The organism is Glaciimonas immobilis, assembly GCF_011947285.1.
In the GTDB taxonomy this organism is placed as follows: Bacteria; Pseudomonadota; Gammaproteobacteria; order Burkholderiales; family Burkholderiaceae_D; genus Glaciimonas; species Glaciimonas immobilis.
In genome coordinates this window covers 20,792-37,437 of the sequence record NZ_JAAOZT010000003.1, presented here as the reverse complement: position 1 = coordinate 37,437, position 16,646 = coordinate 20,792, and the positions used below count along the sequence as shown (strand labels likewise).

The window sequence follows — 16,646 nt, the reverse complement described above, 5'->3', positions numbered from 1 at the left end:
GTAACTGTATTACCGTAGCGTTGCGCTATATTGCAACCCGTACATTTGGTTGACCGCATACACCAAATTTCATGCTCACATTAGCACCTCTTTCGCATCGATAATGTCCGAAACCTCTACTAAGCCCTACTTGCTACGCGCCATTTACGAATGGTGTACCGACAACGGCTTCACTCCCCACCTCGCAGCCAAGGTAGATGCCAACACGCGTGTACCACAGCAGTTCGTGAAAAATGGCGAGATCGTTCTGAACATCAGCTTTGAAGCTACCAGCAGCCTGAAAATGGACAACCAATTTGTCAATTTCAGCGCGCGCTTCGGCGGGGTCTCCCGTGAAATATCGGTTCCCGTAGAAAACGTCATAGCCATCTACGCACGTGAAAACGGGCAGGGCATGGCATTTGAAGTTGCCATACCAACGGATGGGAAATCTGCCGACGCAGCTATGCACAGCGCGCCTGGCAAGGCATCACCAATATCCAGCGTACCGACATTGACCTCGGTCCCATCGCCAGGCACAAGCACACCTGAGAACGCAAATGGTGCGGATCCAGAAAAAGATCCTGAACCACCAAAAAAAGGTGGAAGACCCACCCTAACTCGAATTAAGTAATGTATAATTCTGTTCTCGCACTTTTGCTGGCTTAGCTCATCTGGTAGAGCACCTGACTTGTAATCAGGGGGTGGCGGGTTCAAGTCCTGCAGCCAGCACCAATATACACAATGCCTCCCGTAGATTTTACGGGAGGCATTTGCTTTTGTGGAACGCTAAAAGTACAGTATCAGTACACTCAGCATCCGCAAAGGCCAAATGGCAACCATCGTTAAGACCCCTTCCGGTACCTGGAAGGCACTCATTCGCAAGATCGGCTGGCCAACTACTTCCAAGACTTTCCGCACAAAGCGCGACGCCGATGACTGGTCGCGTCGGACTGAAGATGAAATGGTACGTGGCGTTTTTATTTCTCGATCACCCTCTGAACGAATGACCTTTGGCGCGGCACTCAAACGTTATATCTCTGAAGTCTCCACGACGAAAAAGCTGAAGACCCAAAGTAGTGAGGCCGGCTCCGCAAAACATCTGGATAAATTCTTTGGTAAATATTCTCTCGCAGCCGTAAGCAGTGAGCTGGTCGCGTCTTACAGAGATCAGCGACTCGCTGACGGGAAGGCAAACAATACGGTGCGCATCGAGCTCGCCCTGTTAAGTCATCTCTTTACGATTGCCATTCAGGAATGGGGGCTCGGAATCACATACAACCCAGTGGTGAATATTCGCAAGCCAAGCCCCGGAGAAGGGCGTGACCGGCGCTTAACAGTCACGGAGCAAGAGCAGTTACTCAACACCGTCAAACAGCACAGCAACCCCATGCTGGGATGGATCGTAATGATTGCGATAGAAACCGGTATGCGACAGTCAGAAATTCTCGGCATACGCCATTCCCACGTCGATCTAAAAAGGCGTGTAGTGCGTCTGAGCGATACAAAAAATGATTCGTCCCGCACTGTGCCACTCACTCGCGTAGCAACTGAAGTCTTCAAAACAGCGTTGGAAAATCCCCTTCGTCCTAGCGGTATTGACTTGATATTTTTTGGTGAGCCGGGCAAGGATGGCAAGCGAAGCCCGTACCAATTTAAGAAAATCTGGGGAGATATCAAAAAATCGCTTGGATTTGTAGACCTCCATTTTCACGACTTACGGCATGAGGCCGTCAGCAGATTGGTTGAAGCAGGACTAAGCGATCAGGAAGTGGCATCGATAAGCGGTCACAAGTCTATGCAAATGTTGCGGAGATATACGCACCTGCGCGCGGAAGATTTAGTGAAAAAACTCGATAGATTGCAAGATGAATAAGGATAAACCGCTTGTTACAAATTGATACAAAACAATAATTCCGCCTTAAATCGAAGATGAAAACAAATATCCGTGTTTTCTCTTTGTGCTTGATTTAATTGAACTTTCCGAAAAGCCGTTCAACAAGACATTAAAAATTGTCGCTACAAAACTGGCAAAATTGTCGATACAAGAAGTTAAAATTTGTCTTTTAAATCAATGACTTGCATTTGACAGGCAGTGGTGAAGGTCTATAGATTATGCCTTGTACATTCGTAATAAAACGAAACATTACGGTAACCAAGGCTATGACTACAGAAGAACTTTTGCTCGGCAAGTTTGGCCCATATATGACAATTGGTCAGTTGGCCGAAATACTCCATCGAAGCGCAGAAGGTTTGCGCATTAGTTTGTGCTCGGATAATGAGATGTCGCGTATTTTGCGACCAACCCGCGTCAAGTTTGGTCGCCGTGTTTATTTCCGCACGCTACAAGTGATCGAGGCATTGTCTCAAATCGGCGAGTCAAGTCAGGTGGTGAAATGACTCCCGCCAAACCTCAAGGTGAACTTTTCCAAGCGGAAACGCAGTGGTTTCATTTTTTCCGCTCGATGATTGATGGAGGGGGACTTGCGGAAATGACTGGTTCGTCGCTCAAGGTCTATCTCGTCATCAAAGCGCACAGCAATTATCACACCGGTGATGCATTTCCCAGCCATGAAACAATCGCTGAGCAATCGGGCCTGTCAGTCTCGCAGGTTAAACGGCTTATCAAGGATCTTGTGTCGTTCGGTTATATCTCTAGCTCCCTAGTTGGACGCTCCAGTCATTATCGGATACATGAAATTGTGCACATCCAGGATGAGTCTGGAAGCAATACTGGGAAGGCGAGCTGGGACTACAAGCCCTCAACGGTGAGGGAGTCCGTCGCCGATTTGAAGGGCGCTTTGCGGAGCCGCGATATAAAGAACGCGAGCATTGTTCATATCGAGAGATTACAGGTCAACGTTAATAATGTCGCTAGTGGCGGCGTAGTTTTCAACCTGCAGGCGACATTAGACCAAATCCAACCCAGTTTAAGAGAGCAATTAGTTGTTCTGCTCAAAAATGTCGGTGCAATCGCGCCAGGGACTTATACACAGCCCACCGGTGACACCGATCACCCATGAGCTGTGTATAAGTCGAATAGGGCCCACCCATGAACCCTTTTGGGCGGTAATAGGGTTCACCCATGAGCTACTAAAGAGAGAGATGTTTACTTATAAAGAGAGCGAAGCCGCGCGCTCTTTTGATATCTACAGCGGCTGCAATGTGGCGGACACCAGATTGCAGCCTGACCACAACAGAACCTGAGAAGAGGTCCGATATGGCTTTAGACATTATAACGTTTGACCAGATATCGAGGCTATGCGATCGCGATGATGTGATTGCAGAGTCGCTGATTTATCCAGACATGCGACATGGGTTTTCGCTAAAGATCACTTTGGGATCAGAGTCCTACTCAGTCGTACGACGCGATGGCAGTCCGCATTATTTCCGCTCAATCGATCTCGTTCTCGATGCACTTTTGGATGTGCCTAATATTTCGCCGTTCTTGACCTTGGATACCAGCGGATGGGCATTATCGACAATAGCGTCTTCTTGAAGGAATACCGCGCTACTACGGACAAACACTAGTACGGAAAGGAAATGAAAATGGCAATCGTGTATCAGGATGTTATTCAATTTGTAGATGCGGCATGCATTGAATTTGTTGGCCAAAAAGTGGAAGTCGTAGCATCTGCCATTGCCCCGGCCGCGTACGCCCTTCTTAGCGTGTACGTCATCATATGGGGGCTCACAAGCATGCGTGGAATGATTCAAGAGCCCATTACAGACATGGCCGTTAGGATGCTTAAAATCGCATTCATATTCGGTGTAGCTTTAAACGTCGCAACATACTCAACCTACGTCATTCAGAATGCCTGGGATGCGCCACAGGACTTGGCAAATGCCATCGGTGGCAATTCAAGCGGAACCGTTTCTTCGCTCCTTGATAGCTTGCTTATGAAGGGTTTTATTGCAGGCAAACAAATGTATGACAAGGGTGGAATACTAAGCGGTGACTTCGGGCTCTATATTGCGGCGTTTTGCACATGGGGTATAACCCTTGCTGTTACCGCCTACACTTGCTTCTTGCTAATCCTGAGCAAGGTAGCGCTTGCGTTATTGATCTCCGTTGGTCCGCTGTTTATCCTTTCACTGCTTTTTCAGTCGACCGCAAACTTCTTCAATTCCTGGATTCAGCAGATAACAAATTATGGAATGGTGAACGTATTGATCATCGCGGCCAACGCATTTGTACTAAAGATTTTTGAGCGATTTTCAGGGATTGCAGCCCAGCAGCAAAACGGCTCTATCGATCAGCTTATTCCCATGGTTGCGTCTGGAATAATTAGCTGCCTCGTACTAGCGCAAATTACCAGCATCGCCGCAGGTCTTGCCGGAGGTGTGTCTATGTCGTCATATGGCATGGGCCGCCTAGGATTATCGGTCTTCTCACGTCCCGCGCGTGATTTGGCAAGCGCCGGTTATCGCGGCGGTAAACAAGCCGCTGCAGCCGGTACAAAAAAGGCCGCGCGAGTAGGGTGGAGTGCTACTGGTGGTCGGGCTTACAGCGCTTACAAGGGTCGTCAGCGCAACAGCATATCCTCGAATTAATGGAGATATAAATATGAACCTGTTTCAATCACTTATTCACACGCTCAAGTTTATTTTGTTCACAGCATTGCTATTTGTTCGGCCAGTCATTCGTGTCGGCTGTGGTGGCATCGCCGGAATTTCACTTTTTTGCACACTATTTATTTTCACATTCATGCGACAGGAAACCACGCCGCTATTTGCCTTTCTATGGATTGGCCTCGGAATGACTGCTGTTTTATGGTTGTATGACGTGCTAATCATGCTGGTTGCACCAGACGGCTTTCAACTCATCTTTATGGTTTAATCTCATCTCCCCAGCCTTCCTTATCCTTAATGCCACTTACGCGCAGGCGGTTTTCGGCCAGCAGATATTTGCCCGATTTTTTTGGCTATTTTGGTTGCAGCGATGCGCCAAGCGAAAAACTAACATAAGGCATTTAAGAGATGTTTTTCCCGCGGCGCCTAACGCAAATTAATCGCAAATTCTTGTCGCCAACTTTCTTTTTCCGTAGTGGAAAATACGCATTTTTTCGTCATGACGAAAAATTCCGAGAAGGTAGTAGCTAATGCAGGATAGACGAGCGTGGTCAAGGTGCAGCACCTTCGGCGCTGTCAGGTCCTACGTCGACCATCGATAAACCAAGATCATTATTTATTTACTGTTAATTATTGATGGGTCCTGATTTGTACAATTTAACAATTTCCTCATCCAGATTCATGACTAAACGTACCCATAACTTATCTGAACAGTGAGAGGAGTTGATATAGACAGGGAGGTATTAATGGGATAATCCCGAGACATAGCGAGATATATGAAGGTAGTTTTGTAAAGTACTTACAAAGCTCAGGCTCTATAAAGAACCACGCGGAAATCTTTTTCTGCTATCAATTGGCTCAAAGCAAACGAACTCTAGCTGCTCTTTAAAGAGTTGCCCATAGTTAGAGCTCTGGTTCAATTTTTTCCAGCAATATTCTGTCTTCATGTCATGGCGTGCAGCAGAAGAAAGTAACATTTCCGACTAATTTAGTGGAACTTTAAGTCGTTTTGCATAATCGTCGATTACAGCGACCATTCGATCAAGGAGAGGTGCGAATTTGTTGAAATTGACGGTATTAGCATTCTTAGCTATAACGTTTATGGCGAATGCCGCCTTTCCATAATGCTTTAAATTTTCCATCTTGTTATCTCGACTAAATGTTTTGTCACTTAGTTTTGTTGCCAGTGTCGTTTTGTCAAAAAAATCTTCTATCGCTGTTTTTTTGTTTTTAGGACCTAACGGGGTTGGGACCACATAAAGATTGGCGATAACATGAATAAAGCTTGCTCTCCCAGCGGGCTTGGGTTGTTTCGTGATTCCAGCAATAGCACCGTAAATGCTATCGGCTCCACTATCGTTATCTATAAAAACGATGACTGGATGCTTTGGTGCAGGCGCCTTGAACTTTGTCCTTACGTCATCGTGATAGTGCTTTAAAAGGTTGCACACGCCCCCTACACCTCCGGTGAGTTCAGTAATCTGGCTCGTTCGTCGCTCGGCATACTTTAGAAAACGAACCTTGAGCAGGGGCTTTGTACCTGCGACAACGAGCTTTGGGTACGCGGCGGCAAGATTTTTGATGGCGCATCTCAAGTACACATTGTCCGTCTTACCCTCGCAAACAATAATAGGTTCAACAGGAGCAAAAAAAGCGTCGAAGTAAAGAAAACGTCTGAAAAGTGTTGTCCGTCCGGTTGTGGGATGAGGCTCTAGTCCATTCTTCTCACAAAGCTTGCTATTGAATCGGTCAACTTGATCGATGTATGAAAGCATTCCAAGAAGTTGTTTTCGCTTCCCTTGGTAGTTGAAGGCAACCTCTTTTCCAAGAGTGTCTAGCTTTTTATAAATGAATTCAAACTCACCCGTCTTGAAAAGCTTGTCCACCATCGAACGAACCTTGTATCGATATGTGGCGGGAACATTTACCTTACGATTGACAGTCAGACCTGTAACCTCTTGCCGGGAATCTCGGTATTGCATTCGGGTCTTTTGGGCATTGAAGCTGAATCCGCTCTTTGTGACAATGCGCTGTAGACTCTCGCCCGGCAGCCATTTTTGATCGCATCCCTGTACTGCAATCTTGTGCGAAAAACTTGGGTTGTTCGTGCTAAATGTTAAATCGTCTGCGTATCGCGTGTAGGTCGCGCCTTCATCCCTCGCCAGTCGCGCAAGCGGTATATCCATAGTGTGTCCAATTAGATTCGATATCACTGGAGAACAAGGGCTGCCTTGAGGAAGTTTATTCTCATGGCAAGCGATTTGTGCGATAACCGTCGCGACATTGGCGTGCAATTTAAAGTTGTTGTTTTTGAGAAAAAATGCGCGTACTCGACCAAAATTCATGCTACCGAAGAAATCGTGGAGATCCACATTGAAGACGTAACGACGAGTCACGTGTGCTCGGCCATTCGTCATGATCGAGTGGTATCGCTTAAACCCGTGTGCAATACCTAGGTGTTCATCGTCTTCTGCGTGTCCGTGTTCAGCGTTTATTTCAACAATACATTTTTGAAGTAGAAGAGATAATCGATATTGCAGTAGCTTAAGATCGCCTTCAGGCGCGTTAATTTCCCTAACGCCACCATGGCGTTTCGGGATGGTAAATTTCTTGTAAAGGTCTAGCTTAGGTTTTTTGTAAAGTAAGTACGATAACATTCCCGGTTTTATATCCAACAGGGGCGCTAGTTCTCTGAGTGATGTCGTTGCTTGTAATTGTTTTAGACTCGGCATAAGGTGCGAACTTAGTTATGAGAAATTCGCGGATACTCCTATGCGAACATAGCAAGCGCATCATAGCGGTAATAGAGGGATACCGAGGGCATATCCCGGGACATTCATTTCACATGCCATGAAACATGGCAAAAAATCTATCCGCGAATCCGACTCAATTTTAGCATACGGAAGTTGTCGTTAGAGTACTAATTTAACTCTATTACTATACTACACAGGCGCTCGCTACTAATTTGGCAGAACGCGGGGCACGAGCTGTAAGTCGGGCTACATGTTCTGACAAAGTTCTTTTGCTTAGCTTAGCTAACTGCTCATCATGCGTTGATATGTGCTCCCAGATCGTGCTCCGGAAATGTTTGTGAGGCGATTGAATTAGCAGTTCAATGCAACTAACAAGTATTTCCGTTACTTCCTTTAATATCATTAGTTGAACGACATCCAACTTTTCAATTTTTTCGGATATTACTTGGTTTACGGCAGTATTTTCACGATTTAGCGCAATGATCCATTGGCCGTGCGCCATCTTATTCCTGAGAAGCGCAGGTTCTTCAATGTAACGCTCAATAAGCCGGATTAATTTTTGTTTAATATTTGCAAGATCACCCGCATCTCTAACGGTTGTAACTTCCCGTAGGCCTAACTCCAAGCATTTTTGCCATGCTGCAGAAACCCCTTTTTCTTTTTTATATTGCTGAATTTGGAAAATTAGCCCACCACTAAAGCCTCTTGGTGTATGAATTAGCTTGAGAAAAACAGACTCTGCCCAAGAGCAATAAAGCAAACCTAATAATTGCGTATGGGTTTTTATACTTGTCTCGTTGATGGGAACGAGATCTCGATTGATTGTGCGCCTTAAATGTATCCACGCCGCATTCAAGGAGCGAACGTTTATTGTTTGAGCGCTAAAGACTACTTGTATCTCTGCGTCGGATAAATAAAGCGGGGAATTGGTTGCCAAAGGACACTCTGCAGTAAGTTATGGAATTTCCTTTGGCAACCTGGAATCGAACCAGGAACTCTCACCAAAAGGCGAGCGTTTTAACCATTATTAAACTAAAGCCTCAGTACAACGATAGCATAAAAACATTGCTTATCATTGTTTTAATTTAAATCACGTGTTGATCTATTTTCGACATATTGAGAGAATTGTCCGAAAACAACTTCGAGCTGCATTTCTCGGCTCACCTGTCCAACGGCCGAAATACAGCCAAATCCGGTTAGGCATAACATCCTCGCGGTCGGTTGATCCCACGGTAAAAAGACGCTCTATTTACCAATTTGCCTATTTAAGTCGGTGAGTGCGGCATTGCCGACAGAGTTACGTTTATAGAAGATTAGAAGACGTGCTACACCGATATCGTCGGCCCCACTAATACACCGCTTTAGCGCAACAGCAGTTGTTAAAGTTGTTATTTAGTAATTTATATGGCAGGATTGTTGCAATTGGTTTTTGTTTATGACCCACATGAAAAATTTCATTCCCTTAAAAAATTAGAAATTGCAAAGATATTCAATGGCAGACGATAACGCAGAAATTTTCAAGGGCCAAATCTTAGCCTTCGCTCAGGAGGTGTACCACTTTATTACAAACAACATTGTCTCCGGAGAAACTTGGGGGCGACTAGCCGCAGTATGTCTGTTACTAGCCATACTGCTGGTGGTTGGCTACCTTTTCTTTAAAGCACTAACAACAGCAATAGAAGGTTTGATAAAGTTAAGTGAGGCATATAAAAATAGTTCACTTGCTCTTGTTATTGGCACTGAGAAAAAAAGAAATATTAGAAGGCGTCAGCAGTTCTGTTCAGTACTCGATGCCGATTTAGCCTATATGGCAAAAGCAGAGAATTGGAATGATCAATATTTTACCGACCTCGAGGCGGAGGTCGAAACCGAGGGTGGTTACTATATTTCAGCTGTTGATAAGCTGCGGAAAAAGAAGTTCGCAGGTATTCGAAGAGTTTCCTCGCTTATCAGTGCGATCGACTCCAGTTCGGAGCGCACAATTTTACTTGTTGGCGATCCAGGTAGCGGAAAAAGCGTCGCATTGCGTCATCTCGCTAAGCAGCTTGCAGGGCGGGGAAGAAATTCAAAAAATCAGAAAATAATTATTCCTTTGTATTTAAATTTACGCGAGTTGGAAGCAGCACCTGGTATTTCTATTGATGCTGACCTAATTAAACAATTTGTGTCAGACAACATCCGTCGGGGTGATGCCGATACTTCAACGTATGTACGCGAAAATTGGCAAAATAATAAAGAGAACGGAATATGGTTTTTTTTATTCGACTCATTTGATGAAATACCTGATGTTCTACACGCAGCAACGGGTAGTCCAGCAGTAAGGCAATATTCACAAGCAATTAGGCAATTCTTAGATGGCATGGGGGAATGCCGTAGTGTTCTTGCTTCTCGGGAATACAAAGGCCCAGAAGCCTTACCTTGGAAGAAGTTCCGTATCCTTCCGCTCGGTTCCGAGCGACAAAGTGAACTAGTTAAGAATTCGTTTTTAGACGCCGATCAAATCGAACTCGTGCACCAGCATTTGGCCACAGATAGAAGCAAACTTGGCAATAACCCACTGTTTTTAACACTTCTATGTCGCTACGTTAAGGACGAGGGTGCTCAACCCGTGAATGATCACCAATTATTAACATCTCATATTGAGCGTTTAGCTAGCCGAGAGCCCGAGTATATTCTCAAAAAATATCACTTAACAAGCCAGCAACTGATTGAGGGGGCTAGAACATTAGCTGTGGCGTTTGCAGAAAATTCAGCCCTTAGTCTCGCGCCCAAAATAGATGAAATCTATTCAGTACTAGAAGATCGTTTTTCTTTAGATCAACTGCAGAGTTTAATTTCCGCACTCGTTGATGTAAAAATAGGACGTAATGACGTAGCCACTGCTAGGCAAGGAGATCGTAGATTTGCTTTTTCTCATCGGCGGTACCAAGAGACTCTTTTTGCGAACTTTCTCGCCTCAAACCCCACATATATTTCCCCCGTGGATTTGCTACTAGAGCCGCAATGGCGTGAATATTCGGTGACTTTACTGCAAACGCAAAGTGTTGAGGCTATTTTTCCAATATTGCAAGCCGCTACTAATATTCTTGTTAAGAGGAGCTTAAACCAAGTCAAGTTGTGTAGAAAACAAATCGGCCAGTACGCTATTGGTTATTTTGACTGGAGTACAGAGCCATTCATACGGATCCTAGAGATTCTTCAAGAGGGTTTAGCGCGTCGACTTATAGACGTTCCGGACGAATTATCAACGGCGATCTTCCACCTGTTGGAACCACGTTGGACCGATGGTGACTATTATGATAGGTACATGGCGATTAAGTTGGGGGGATTATTACCCGAGGTAGTTTTAACTCGCTATTTGCGTGTAGCGTTGGAAGACGAGCTTACGGAACTAGGGGCAATCGCATTTAAACAGTGCGTGTACTTGAGGGACGCTTCTCTCGAACTAAATCGTCTTATCCGCAAAAAATTAGCCACGGAAGCTCTCTCCGCTCGCGATACCGTGTCTAGACTTCGCCTAGAGGCTCTCGCTGCTCAATTACCAACGGCTGTGGGTGCATCGTACGTAACACATAGATGTCTCATGTTACGCCCCCTGCTTTCCAAGCTAAGCAAGGTGGCGTGGGTCGTTTCATTCCAAACCATTTTGTTACGTCGCATTCTTGTGCGGCTTGGAATCGTGAATTTATTCACTCAATCGCTGGATAGGCGTATGCCGACGTTACAGTATAAAGGGGGGGACGAATGGGTTTTTGCGTTTATAGTATTTCCAATACCTTTCTTTATGCGAGCAGTTCAAAAAATTTTCAATCCCATATTTAATGTCGATTCTAGCCATGTGGATAACCGGATTCATGAGTTTGTTGCTTCCCCATATTTTTGGTTTACGGCTATTATTTACGTTGCCTTTTTTGGCACGCTCCTACTGATGTATAAAAACCGAGTTGAGGGAGTGCGGCTGAAATTCTCAACCTTTTTTACCAAAGAACAATTCATATCGGTTGGGGGTGTGGGGCTAAGGATCATACTTATGGTAGCTTCAGTTTCATTGCTCGGCCTTTTTCCTTGGATTCTAGGCAATGGTATATATTTTTTCCTTAGCCTTATAGGGATTAAAATTTCGGTAGCTTCACGATATATGGAAATTGGACTTCCAACGTGCTTAGTTCTCGTCCTGATTGCGAGCTTAGCTATGATGTGCATAGGTCACAGGAATTCAAAGCGTAGAATGCGACGGCTGGAGGAGTTGAGGAAGATACCTTTCTTGACCTCTGACACTGAGATTCTTCTGAATGCGGAAAGCTTTTCAGAAGCACTTGTTTGGCTGAATAGAGCTCCGACTTTCCTGATAGATAACGACTCCGATATTCGAACAGCCTCTGCGCTTCTTCTAGCTTTACCCTTGGCTCTTGACTCGAACCTAGCTGAGCATTTCCCCTTGCTTAAAGCCTCTGCTGACCCTTCAAGTAGACAGCGGGTGACTGAGCTAGTCGGACGTCGGGTTCTCTCTATGTATTTAGAGCCCAATGTTGGCAAAGCGCGCGAGGTCAGGCGCGAAAGCGGTATTGACACAGTCCCCAACCCGCGCGCACCCGTGCAGCCCGCCAAAGCGGTCGCGTAGCGTTTGTGGTGGAAGAGCGGACAGCGGCCACTTACCGATGAGCCAGGTGATGACGAGTGGCAGGCCTTTTGCTGCACGCTCGCGGAATGCTGCAGCGTCTAGTATGCCCATGCGTGCTACTTGAGAAATGATAGGTAAGTCGCGACCCGCACGCTTGATCGCCTCGCGCATTTCCTGTATTGATGTGTGGCCGCGCATTAGCGCGTCCTTCCGTTCTCGCGCCTGTTTTTGGACAATGGCATGTTCGGGCTACATGGCTGTCGATGACGGCCGGGGCGGCAGCAATCGTGACGATCTGCGTGTCTCCCGCTGTTTTTAATTACCGGTTAGCAGATTTTTCATATTTCATTTTTCTATAACCGTGAAAATTATCTCTTCACGGTGTTTAACGCCGATGCGAATAAGTGCGGGAACAGCCATATATCGGCACGTTATTGGCCGTTACAATGTCTTTGAAAATGTATGATTTCCTCGGCATGGCGATCCATTTTTTCTGCGGCCAGACGTAACTTACGTGCCGATACATTGCATAATTTGCAATATAAATTGTTCTCATCGCATCGTTAATATTGAAACGATGCATGGCTAAAAATGTCTTACCTGAAGTTTTTTCCGTAGAAGTCGATGCGGTTCTTCGGCATGACGAAGAAATTGAAGTTGGCTCTAGCTAATGCAGGATAGACTAGCGTAGGCAAGGTGGCCCACCTTGCATGGTCCTCGTTTCGTCACACATGACGAAATTTCGGGCCTTACTCGTTACCTTGTTGCGGGAAAAAGCCTATAAATGCCGGTTACAAGGCCCGTGCTAAAAATGCGCGAGCTGCAGATGAAATGACGGTGGTGTTTTGCGGGGTACCCCATGTTCGCGAGCGGTCGATCAAAGATTTAGCAGCGCTCGATTAGAAATACCGTTCCTCGCTAATGAGCGCATGCTCAATTTCTTGGCTTAAGCTTTCGATGTATGCCGATAACCAGTCCTGAACCTTGGAGGAGTCGGTCTCAGTCAGCCATTTCCTCGCTCGATCTCGCTTCACCTTACAGTGTTGGCTGCGCGGACCAGACCAGCTTCCCATAGAGAATCTCGACATCACCGAACCTCCGACATGCTCCAATTCACCGTATTTCGCCAAGAACGCTTTCGTAAGGTCTCCAGCCGGACCTTGCTCAAGACTTGGGACCAAGGTCTCGGTAATCATTAGGGATCTGTGACCAGGATCGGTATCAATCCATTCGAAAATGTCTTCGACTCGGAAATTCAAAATTGCCAGTTCGACTGGGCGGCCGTGCGATCCACCTTCCCCAAGCCAGCGTATCATTATGTGCGCGCGTTCACCGAGCAGCTCTTGCGACACCAGCGCCCAAGCCTGCGCAGGATTCGCTGCGCAGATTTCGCCGGCGACTTTCGACACATGGCCACTGGCGGCAATGCCATGGAATGAAGCGGACGCGCATATCAAACGTCCCATGAGTTCCCCATCACTATTCGGAAATTGCGCCCTGAAACGCTTCGCAAGCCCATGCCAATAGTGCTCATCCATTGTGTTCATACTGTGGGCAAGCGCGCAGTCGTCACACAAAATCCTGAATGCCAATGCCTCGTCATCTGCGTGTGGCGGGAGCGAATGGCAGAGTTTACGCTCCGCAATCTCAACGGCAAACCGATAGAAACCTTCTTCCCTGCGTTCCAACATCGCGCTCAGCGCGCGTCTAATATTGGCAACGCCAACATTACTTTGCGTCGAGTTCCGGCCTAGTACGACCAGGCAATCGGAATCCATCGCGCCTGACTTGTATAGGCCCAGCACCGAATCAAAGATCTTCTCTGTCATGCCCGAGCAGACAACAGCCAGCAAAATCCATCGTTGCGGATCGGAAATCAACTGTTCCGCCAACGCCTCCCATCGAGTCGGATTCATGCCATGGACGCCGCGAAGATAGCCGGACAAGAACATCGAATATACAGGCGTTTGCGCAAGGCGCGTTTGAGTCAGCACCGCGTCATCAAATCGATAGTCCGCCAACGCGCCGGCAACGTCAAATCCGAATTGCTCGACGCGATACCCCTTGCTTTTGAAAAGAACAGGCAAGGCATCCGCGAGAAGAATATCGTCGCGTGCTGCTTCTTGCGCCAGTCCCAGACGGATGCGCGAGGCGATTTTACTTGGCTCATCGGAATCGTCATCTGACGGGTAGTCGTCCTCCCAAATGGTGCTCAACACATATCGGCGCAGCCGCTCCGAAAACGTCGTTCCAACAAGCTTTGTCGAGAGGGCCGTTAGCGCACGCGTGAAGTCTTCCGGGGCTTCGGGATTCCGATACCGCAAAAGCCGAAGGACCAGTTGTGTCAGTTCTTCGAAATTATCATCAACTTTGGAAAGTTCGTTCATGGCGTCAATGATTTCACCATGAAGAACATTGGTCCGTGCCAAATTTTCGATGGATGACAGCAGCGCCTTGTCGACCTCGGCTCTCCAAGCTGAATCGCCCTGAGCCCGAACCTGCATTAAGTCGCCCAACATTGAGCGCCATGGATCAATCAGCTCGCTCCAAACCTTGGCCTGCCAGAATTTCACCTCTGGCCTAAGACCTTGATACTCGACGCCGATGATTCGCGAGTTTCCGCGATTGCTGAACACCTCAGCGCTGGCCAAAAGCCCCATCGAGCGCTCAAATGAATCACCGCTTGTCAAAAATTCCTTTGCCAAAGAAACACGATCTACAAACGGAGCTTCTGTGGCCGCGCCGTTCGGAGAAAATAGAGCGGTGAAAATGCCTTTCGCGTTGTTCGAGTTGGTGGACGTATCTCCTAATGACAATCGAAGCAGGACTTTTGCTGCTTGGCGGAAGTGACCTTCCCATACCGCGATTTTCTCCAAAGCCCATGCAATGTTTTGCCGCCCCTTTTTCAATTCAGTAAGTTCGTCGTCAGGCCACTTTGAAAACGTCGATTTCAACAGCGCCAGGGTCGAGGCGGGGTCCGCTTCCGCCAACAAACTGATGAATGCCAAGCCCGTCTCGGAGGTCAGGAACTCACGATCGGCGAACAGGCCACTACGAGGATCCAGTATTGCTTTCACAATGTCGCGCGCGGACTCCACTCCATGGGCGTAGACGAAAGGCCGCATGAACCAGCCGTAGAGGCTCTTGGGCATATTGCTCATCATTTCTTTGAGATCGACTCCCGAGCCGTAATTTTCCCACCAGTCCCTCCACAAATACACTTGAAGCGCCGGTGGCACTATTCGTAGAGTGCGATCACCCTGAAGGATGCGACGCTTTCGGTAATAGCCAACGATGCTGTCAAACTTCGCCTGCGTGATCGAAGGATCAGTTTTCCCTACAAGTTTTGCTATAAATTCAGCCTCGTATTGAACCGGAATCCGCGCTCCAAATTTCTCAAACAAAGCGATGTGCCGCAATACCACTCTGCCGGACTCGTCGCCGCGCGTTTGGCCGTATCCCGATATGAAGCGGTCCCAGATTGGAACCGTGCCGGGCGTTCGCAAAATATCCTCTGGATTGTCCCTAAGATTTTCACCCAATGCATGCGCCACCCTGGCCGATCCACCACACCACTCGGCCCAGTTTCGCAACCCGACCTTATCGCCGATATACGACCGAAGAATTTCCTCAACTTGCGCGGCTTCCAACGGGGGCGCCTGCAATGTTTGCATGCCTTGTCCACCGCTAGCTTCCGGGCCATGGTCGATCGTGACCAACTTGATCAACTCGCGGCCCTTTAAGGCGCGCCAAATTGCTGAACGATCCGCATCGTCGCACTCGTCGACTACAAGCAGGACGGAGTAATTCCGACCTTTCTTCAACAGTTCATTGAAAAGTGGGCTGTTCTGAAAGTCGCTCGCCTGCCTGACATAAAGCGTGTTGGCTAAAAAATCAGGGTGTCGCAGTATGGCCTCTAATACGAGACGGCTCTTGCCTATGCCAGGTTCTCCAACGATTCGGACATGCTGAATGTCGGCGCCATCCAACGCCGCTTGCAATTCACCGATGAAGCTTTCCTGTGAATCACCCAGTGCCAACTGCTTCGTCATATCGGAATTATCGGCCCAAGATTGCGAGGTCTGAAACGGAAGGTCACCAAGCCCATTGAGATCGAGGCAAAGCGACGGGTGAAGGGTCAATAAGCTTATGATCTGCGTTACTCCGAGCACCGAAATCTGGGGATCGCCAAAACCACAATCCTCAAAAAACTTCCTTAAAAATCCACTTGCCTGCGCCTGTTGCTCGGTGGTGAGGTCATGACCCAAGGTGACGAGCGCATAAGCGGTCCCGGATTCCACACATTGAAGGACGGCCGCTCCCAAATTTGCGCGAGCAACAGGGCTGGCTCCAAACAACTCAGCGCGAATCTGGGCCTCTTGCCACGGCTTGAAAGATTCACCGGTCTTGATCTGAAAATGGCACGCGCCTGGCACCAAAATCGAATCGTAGCTTCCCTCGGTTTCAACGCTGGCGTCAATTCCACCGTCCTTCACCGTGATGTCCGAAGAGATCACAACATTCTGGCGCGGAATTCCTAGTCGCGTCACCTCGCTCCAAAGCAGATCGCGTATTAGCCGAACACCCTCTGCGGGATTGAGTAATTTGATCGCGGCGGGTTCGATGGATACCAGAGGTTTCTTCATTAGCGTTTCCCGTTTAGCTTGCTACGATGAGTTTGCGATCTACTTCTACCAACTGAAATCCCGGCTACTGGCATG

The 16,646-nt window shown here is 47.4% G+C and carries 11 protein-coding genes and 1 tRNA gene; 9 read left to right on the top strand and 3 right to left on the bottom strand.

The window, feature by feature from the left end; all coding sequences use genetic code 11:
- The first annotated feature begins 103 nt into the window (after positions 1-103).
- The 8 genes from HAV38_RS06585 to HAV38_RS06550 all read left to right on the top strand — a co-directional run bounded on the left by HAV38_RS06585 (position 104) and on the right by HAV38_RS06550 (position 4,819).
- On the top strand, positions 104-613 hold the full coding sequence (locus HAV38_RS06585; RefSeq protein WP_168053695.1) for a ClpXP protease specificity-enhancing factor: 510 nt from the start codon (positions 104-106) through the stop codon (positions 611-613).
- Between the two features lie 25 nt (positions 614-638).
- Positions 639-714, top strand: a tRNA-Thr gene (locus HAV38_RS06580).
- 97 nt (positions 715-811) lie between these two features.
- Positions 812-1,855 carry a tyrosine-type recombinase/integrase gene (locus HAV38_RS06575; RefSeq protein ID WP_168053693.1) on the top strand — a complete coding sequence of 348 codons (1,044 nt, stop codon included), beginning with the start codon at positions 812-814 and terminating at the stop codon, positions 1,853-1,855.
- A gap of 287 nt (positions 1,856-2,142) precedes the next feature.
- The gene (locus HAV38_RS06570; RefSeq protein WP_168053691.1) at positions 2,143-2,379 is read left to right on the top strand and encodes a plasmid-related protein; all 237 of its coding nucleotides are present in this window, start codon (positions 2,143-2,145) and stop codon (positions 2,377-2,379) included.
- Positions 2,376-3,002, top strand: a complete 627-nt coding sequence (locus HAV38_RS06565; protein WP_168053689.1) for a helix-turn-helix domain-containing protein — start codon at positions 2,376-2,378, stop codon at positions 3,000-3,002. Before HAV38_RS06570 ends, HAV38_RS06565 begins: the two co-directional genes overlap by 4 nt.
- A gap of 197 nt (positions 3,003-3,199) precedes the next feature.
- Positions 3,200-3,478: a hypothetical protein gene (locus tag HAV38_RS06560; protein WP_168053687.1), complete on the top strand. Its 279-nt coding sequence runs from the start codon at positions 3,200-3,202 to the stop codon at positions 3,476-3,478.
- Positions 3,479-3,522: 44 nt separating this feature from the next.
- On the top strand, positions 3,523-4,533 hold the full coding sequence (locus HAV38_RS06555) for a TrbL/VirB6 family protein (protein WP_168053685.1): 1,011 nt from the start codon (positions 3,523-3,525) through the stop codon (positions 4,531-4,533).
- 13 nt (positions 4,534-4,546) lie between these two features.
- The gene (locus HAV38_RS06550) at positions 4,547-4,819 is read left to right on the top strand and encodes a hypothetical protein (RefSeq protein ID WP_168053683.1); all 273 of its coding nucleotides are present in this window, start codon (positions 4,547-4,549) and stop codon (positions 4,817-4,819) included.
- A 715-nt stretch (positions 4,820-5,534) separates the two neighbouring features.
- Here the strand turns inward: HAV38_RS06550 and HAV38_RS06545 are convergent.
- Positions 5,535-7,283, bottom strand: coding sequence for a retron Ec67 family RNA-directed DNA polymerase/endonuclease (locus HAV38_RS06545; protein ID WP_168053681.1), 1,749 nt, complete (start codon positions 7,281-7,283; stop codon positions 5,535-5,537).
- 205 nt (positions 7,284-7,488) lie between these two features.
- Positions 7,489-8,241: a hypothetical protein gene (locus HAV38_RS06540; RefSeq protein ID WP_168053679.1), complete on the bottom strand. Its 753-nt coding sequence runs from the start codon at positions 8,239-8,241 to the stop codon at positions 7,489-7,491.
- A gap of 555 nt (positions 8,242-8,796) precedes the next feature.
- Between HAV38_RS06540 and HAV38_RS06535 the strand changes: the two genes are divergently transcribed.
- Positions 8,797-11,925, top strand: a complete 3,129-nt coding sequence (locus HAV38_RS06535) for an NACHT domain-containing protein (RefSeq protein ID WP_168053677.1) — start codon at positions 8,797-8,799, stop codon at positions 11,923-11,925.
- Between the two features lie 899 nt (positions 11,926-12,824).
- Here HAV38_RS06535 and HAV38_RS06530 read toward each other — a convergent pair.
- Complete coding sequence (locus HAV38_RS06530; protein WP_168053675.1) at positions 12,825-16,571, bottom strand: TniB family NTP-binding protein; 3,747 nt, start codon at positions 16,569-16,571, stop codon at positions 12,825-12,827.
- Between the last annotated feature and the right edge of the window lie 75 nt (positions 16,572-16,646).

Excerpts from the sequence above, each read along its gene's own strand:
- HAV38_RS06545 (WP_168053681.1), bottom strand. The coding sequence starts at position 7,283 with ATGCCGAGTCTAAAACAATTACAAGCAACGACATCACTCAGAGAACTA.
- HAV38_RS06570 (WP_168053691.1), top strand. The coding sequence starts at position 2,143 with ATGACTACAGAAGAACTTTTGCTCGGCAAGTTTGGCCCATATATGACA.
- HAV38_RS06555 (WP_168053685.1), top strand. The coding sequence starts at position 3,523 with ATGAAAATGGCAATCGTGTATCAGGATGTTATTCAATTTGTAGATGCG.
- HAV38_RS06530 (WP_168053675.1), bottom strand. The coding sequence starts at position 16,571 with ATGAAGAAACCTCTGGTATCCATCGAACCCGCCGCGATCAAATTACTC.
- HAV38_RS06560 (WP_168053687.1), top strand. The coding sequence starts at position 3,200 with ATGGCTTTAGACATTATAACGTTTGACCAGATATCGAGGCTATGCGAT.
- HAV38_RS06575 (WP_168053693.1), top strand. The coding sequence starts at position 812 with ATGGCAACCATCGTTAAGACCCCTTCCGGTACCTGGAAGGCACTCATT.
- HAV38_RS06550 (WP_168053683.1), top strand. The coding sequence starts at position 4,547 with ATGAACCTGTTTCAATCACTTATTCACACGCTCAAGTTTATTTTGTTC.
- HAV38_RS06535 (WP_168053677.1), top strand. The coding sequence starts at position 8,797 with ATGGCAGACGATAACGCAGAAATTTTCAAGGGCCAAATCTTAGCCTTC.
- HAV38_RS06585 (WP_168053695.1), top strand. The coding sequence starts at position 104 with ATGTCCGAAACCTCTACTAAGCCCTACTTGCTACGCGCCATTTACGAA.
- HAV38_RS06565 (WP_168053689.1), top strand. The coding sequence starts at position 2,376 with ATGACTCCCGCCAAACCTCAAGGTGAACTTTTCCAAGCGGAAACGCAG.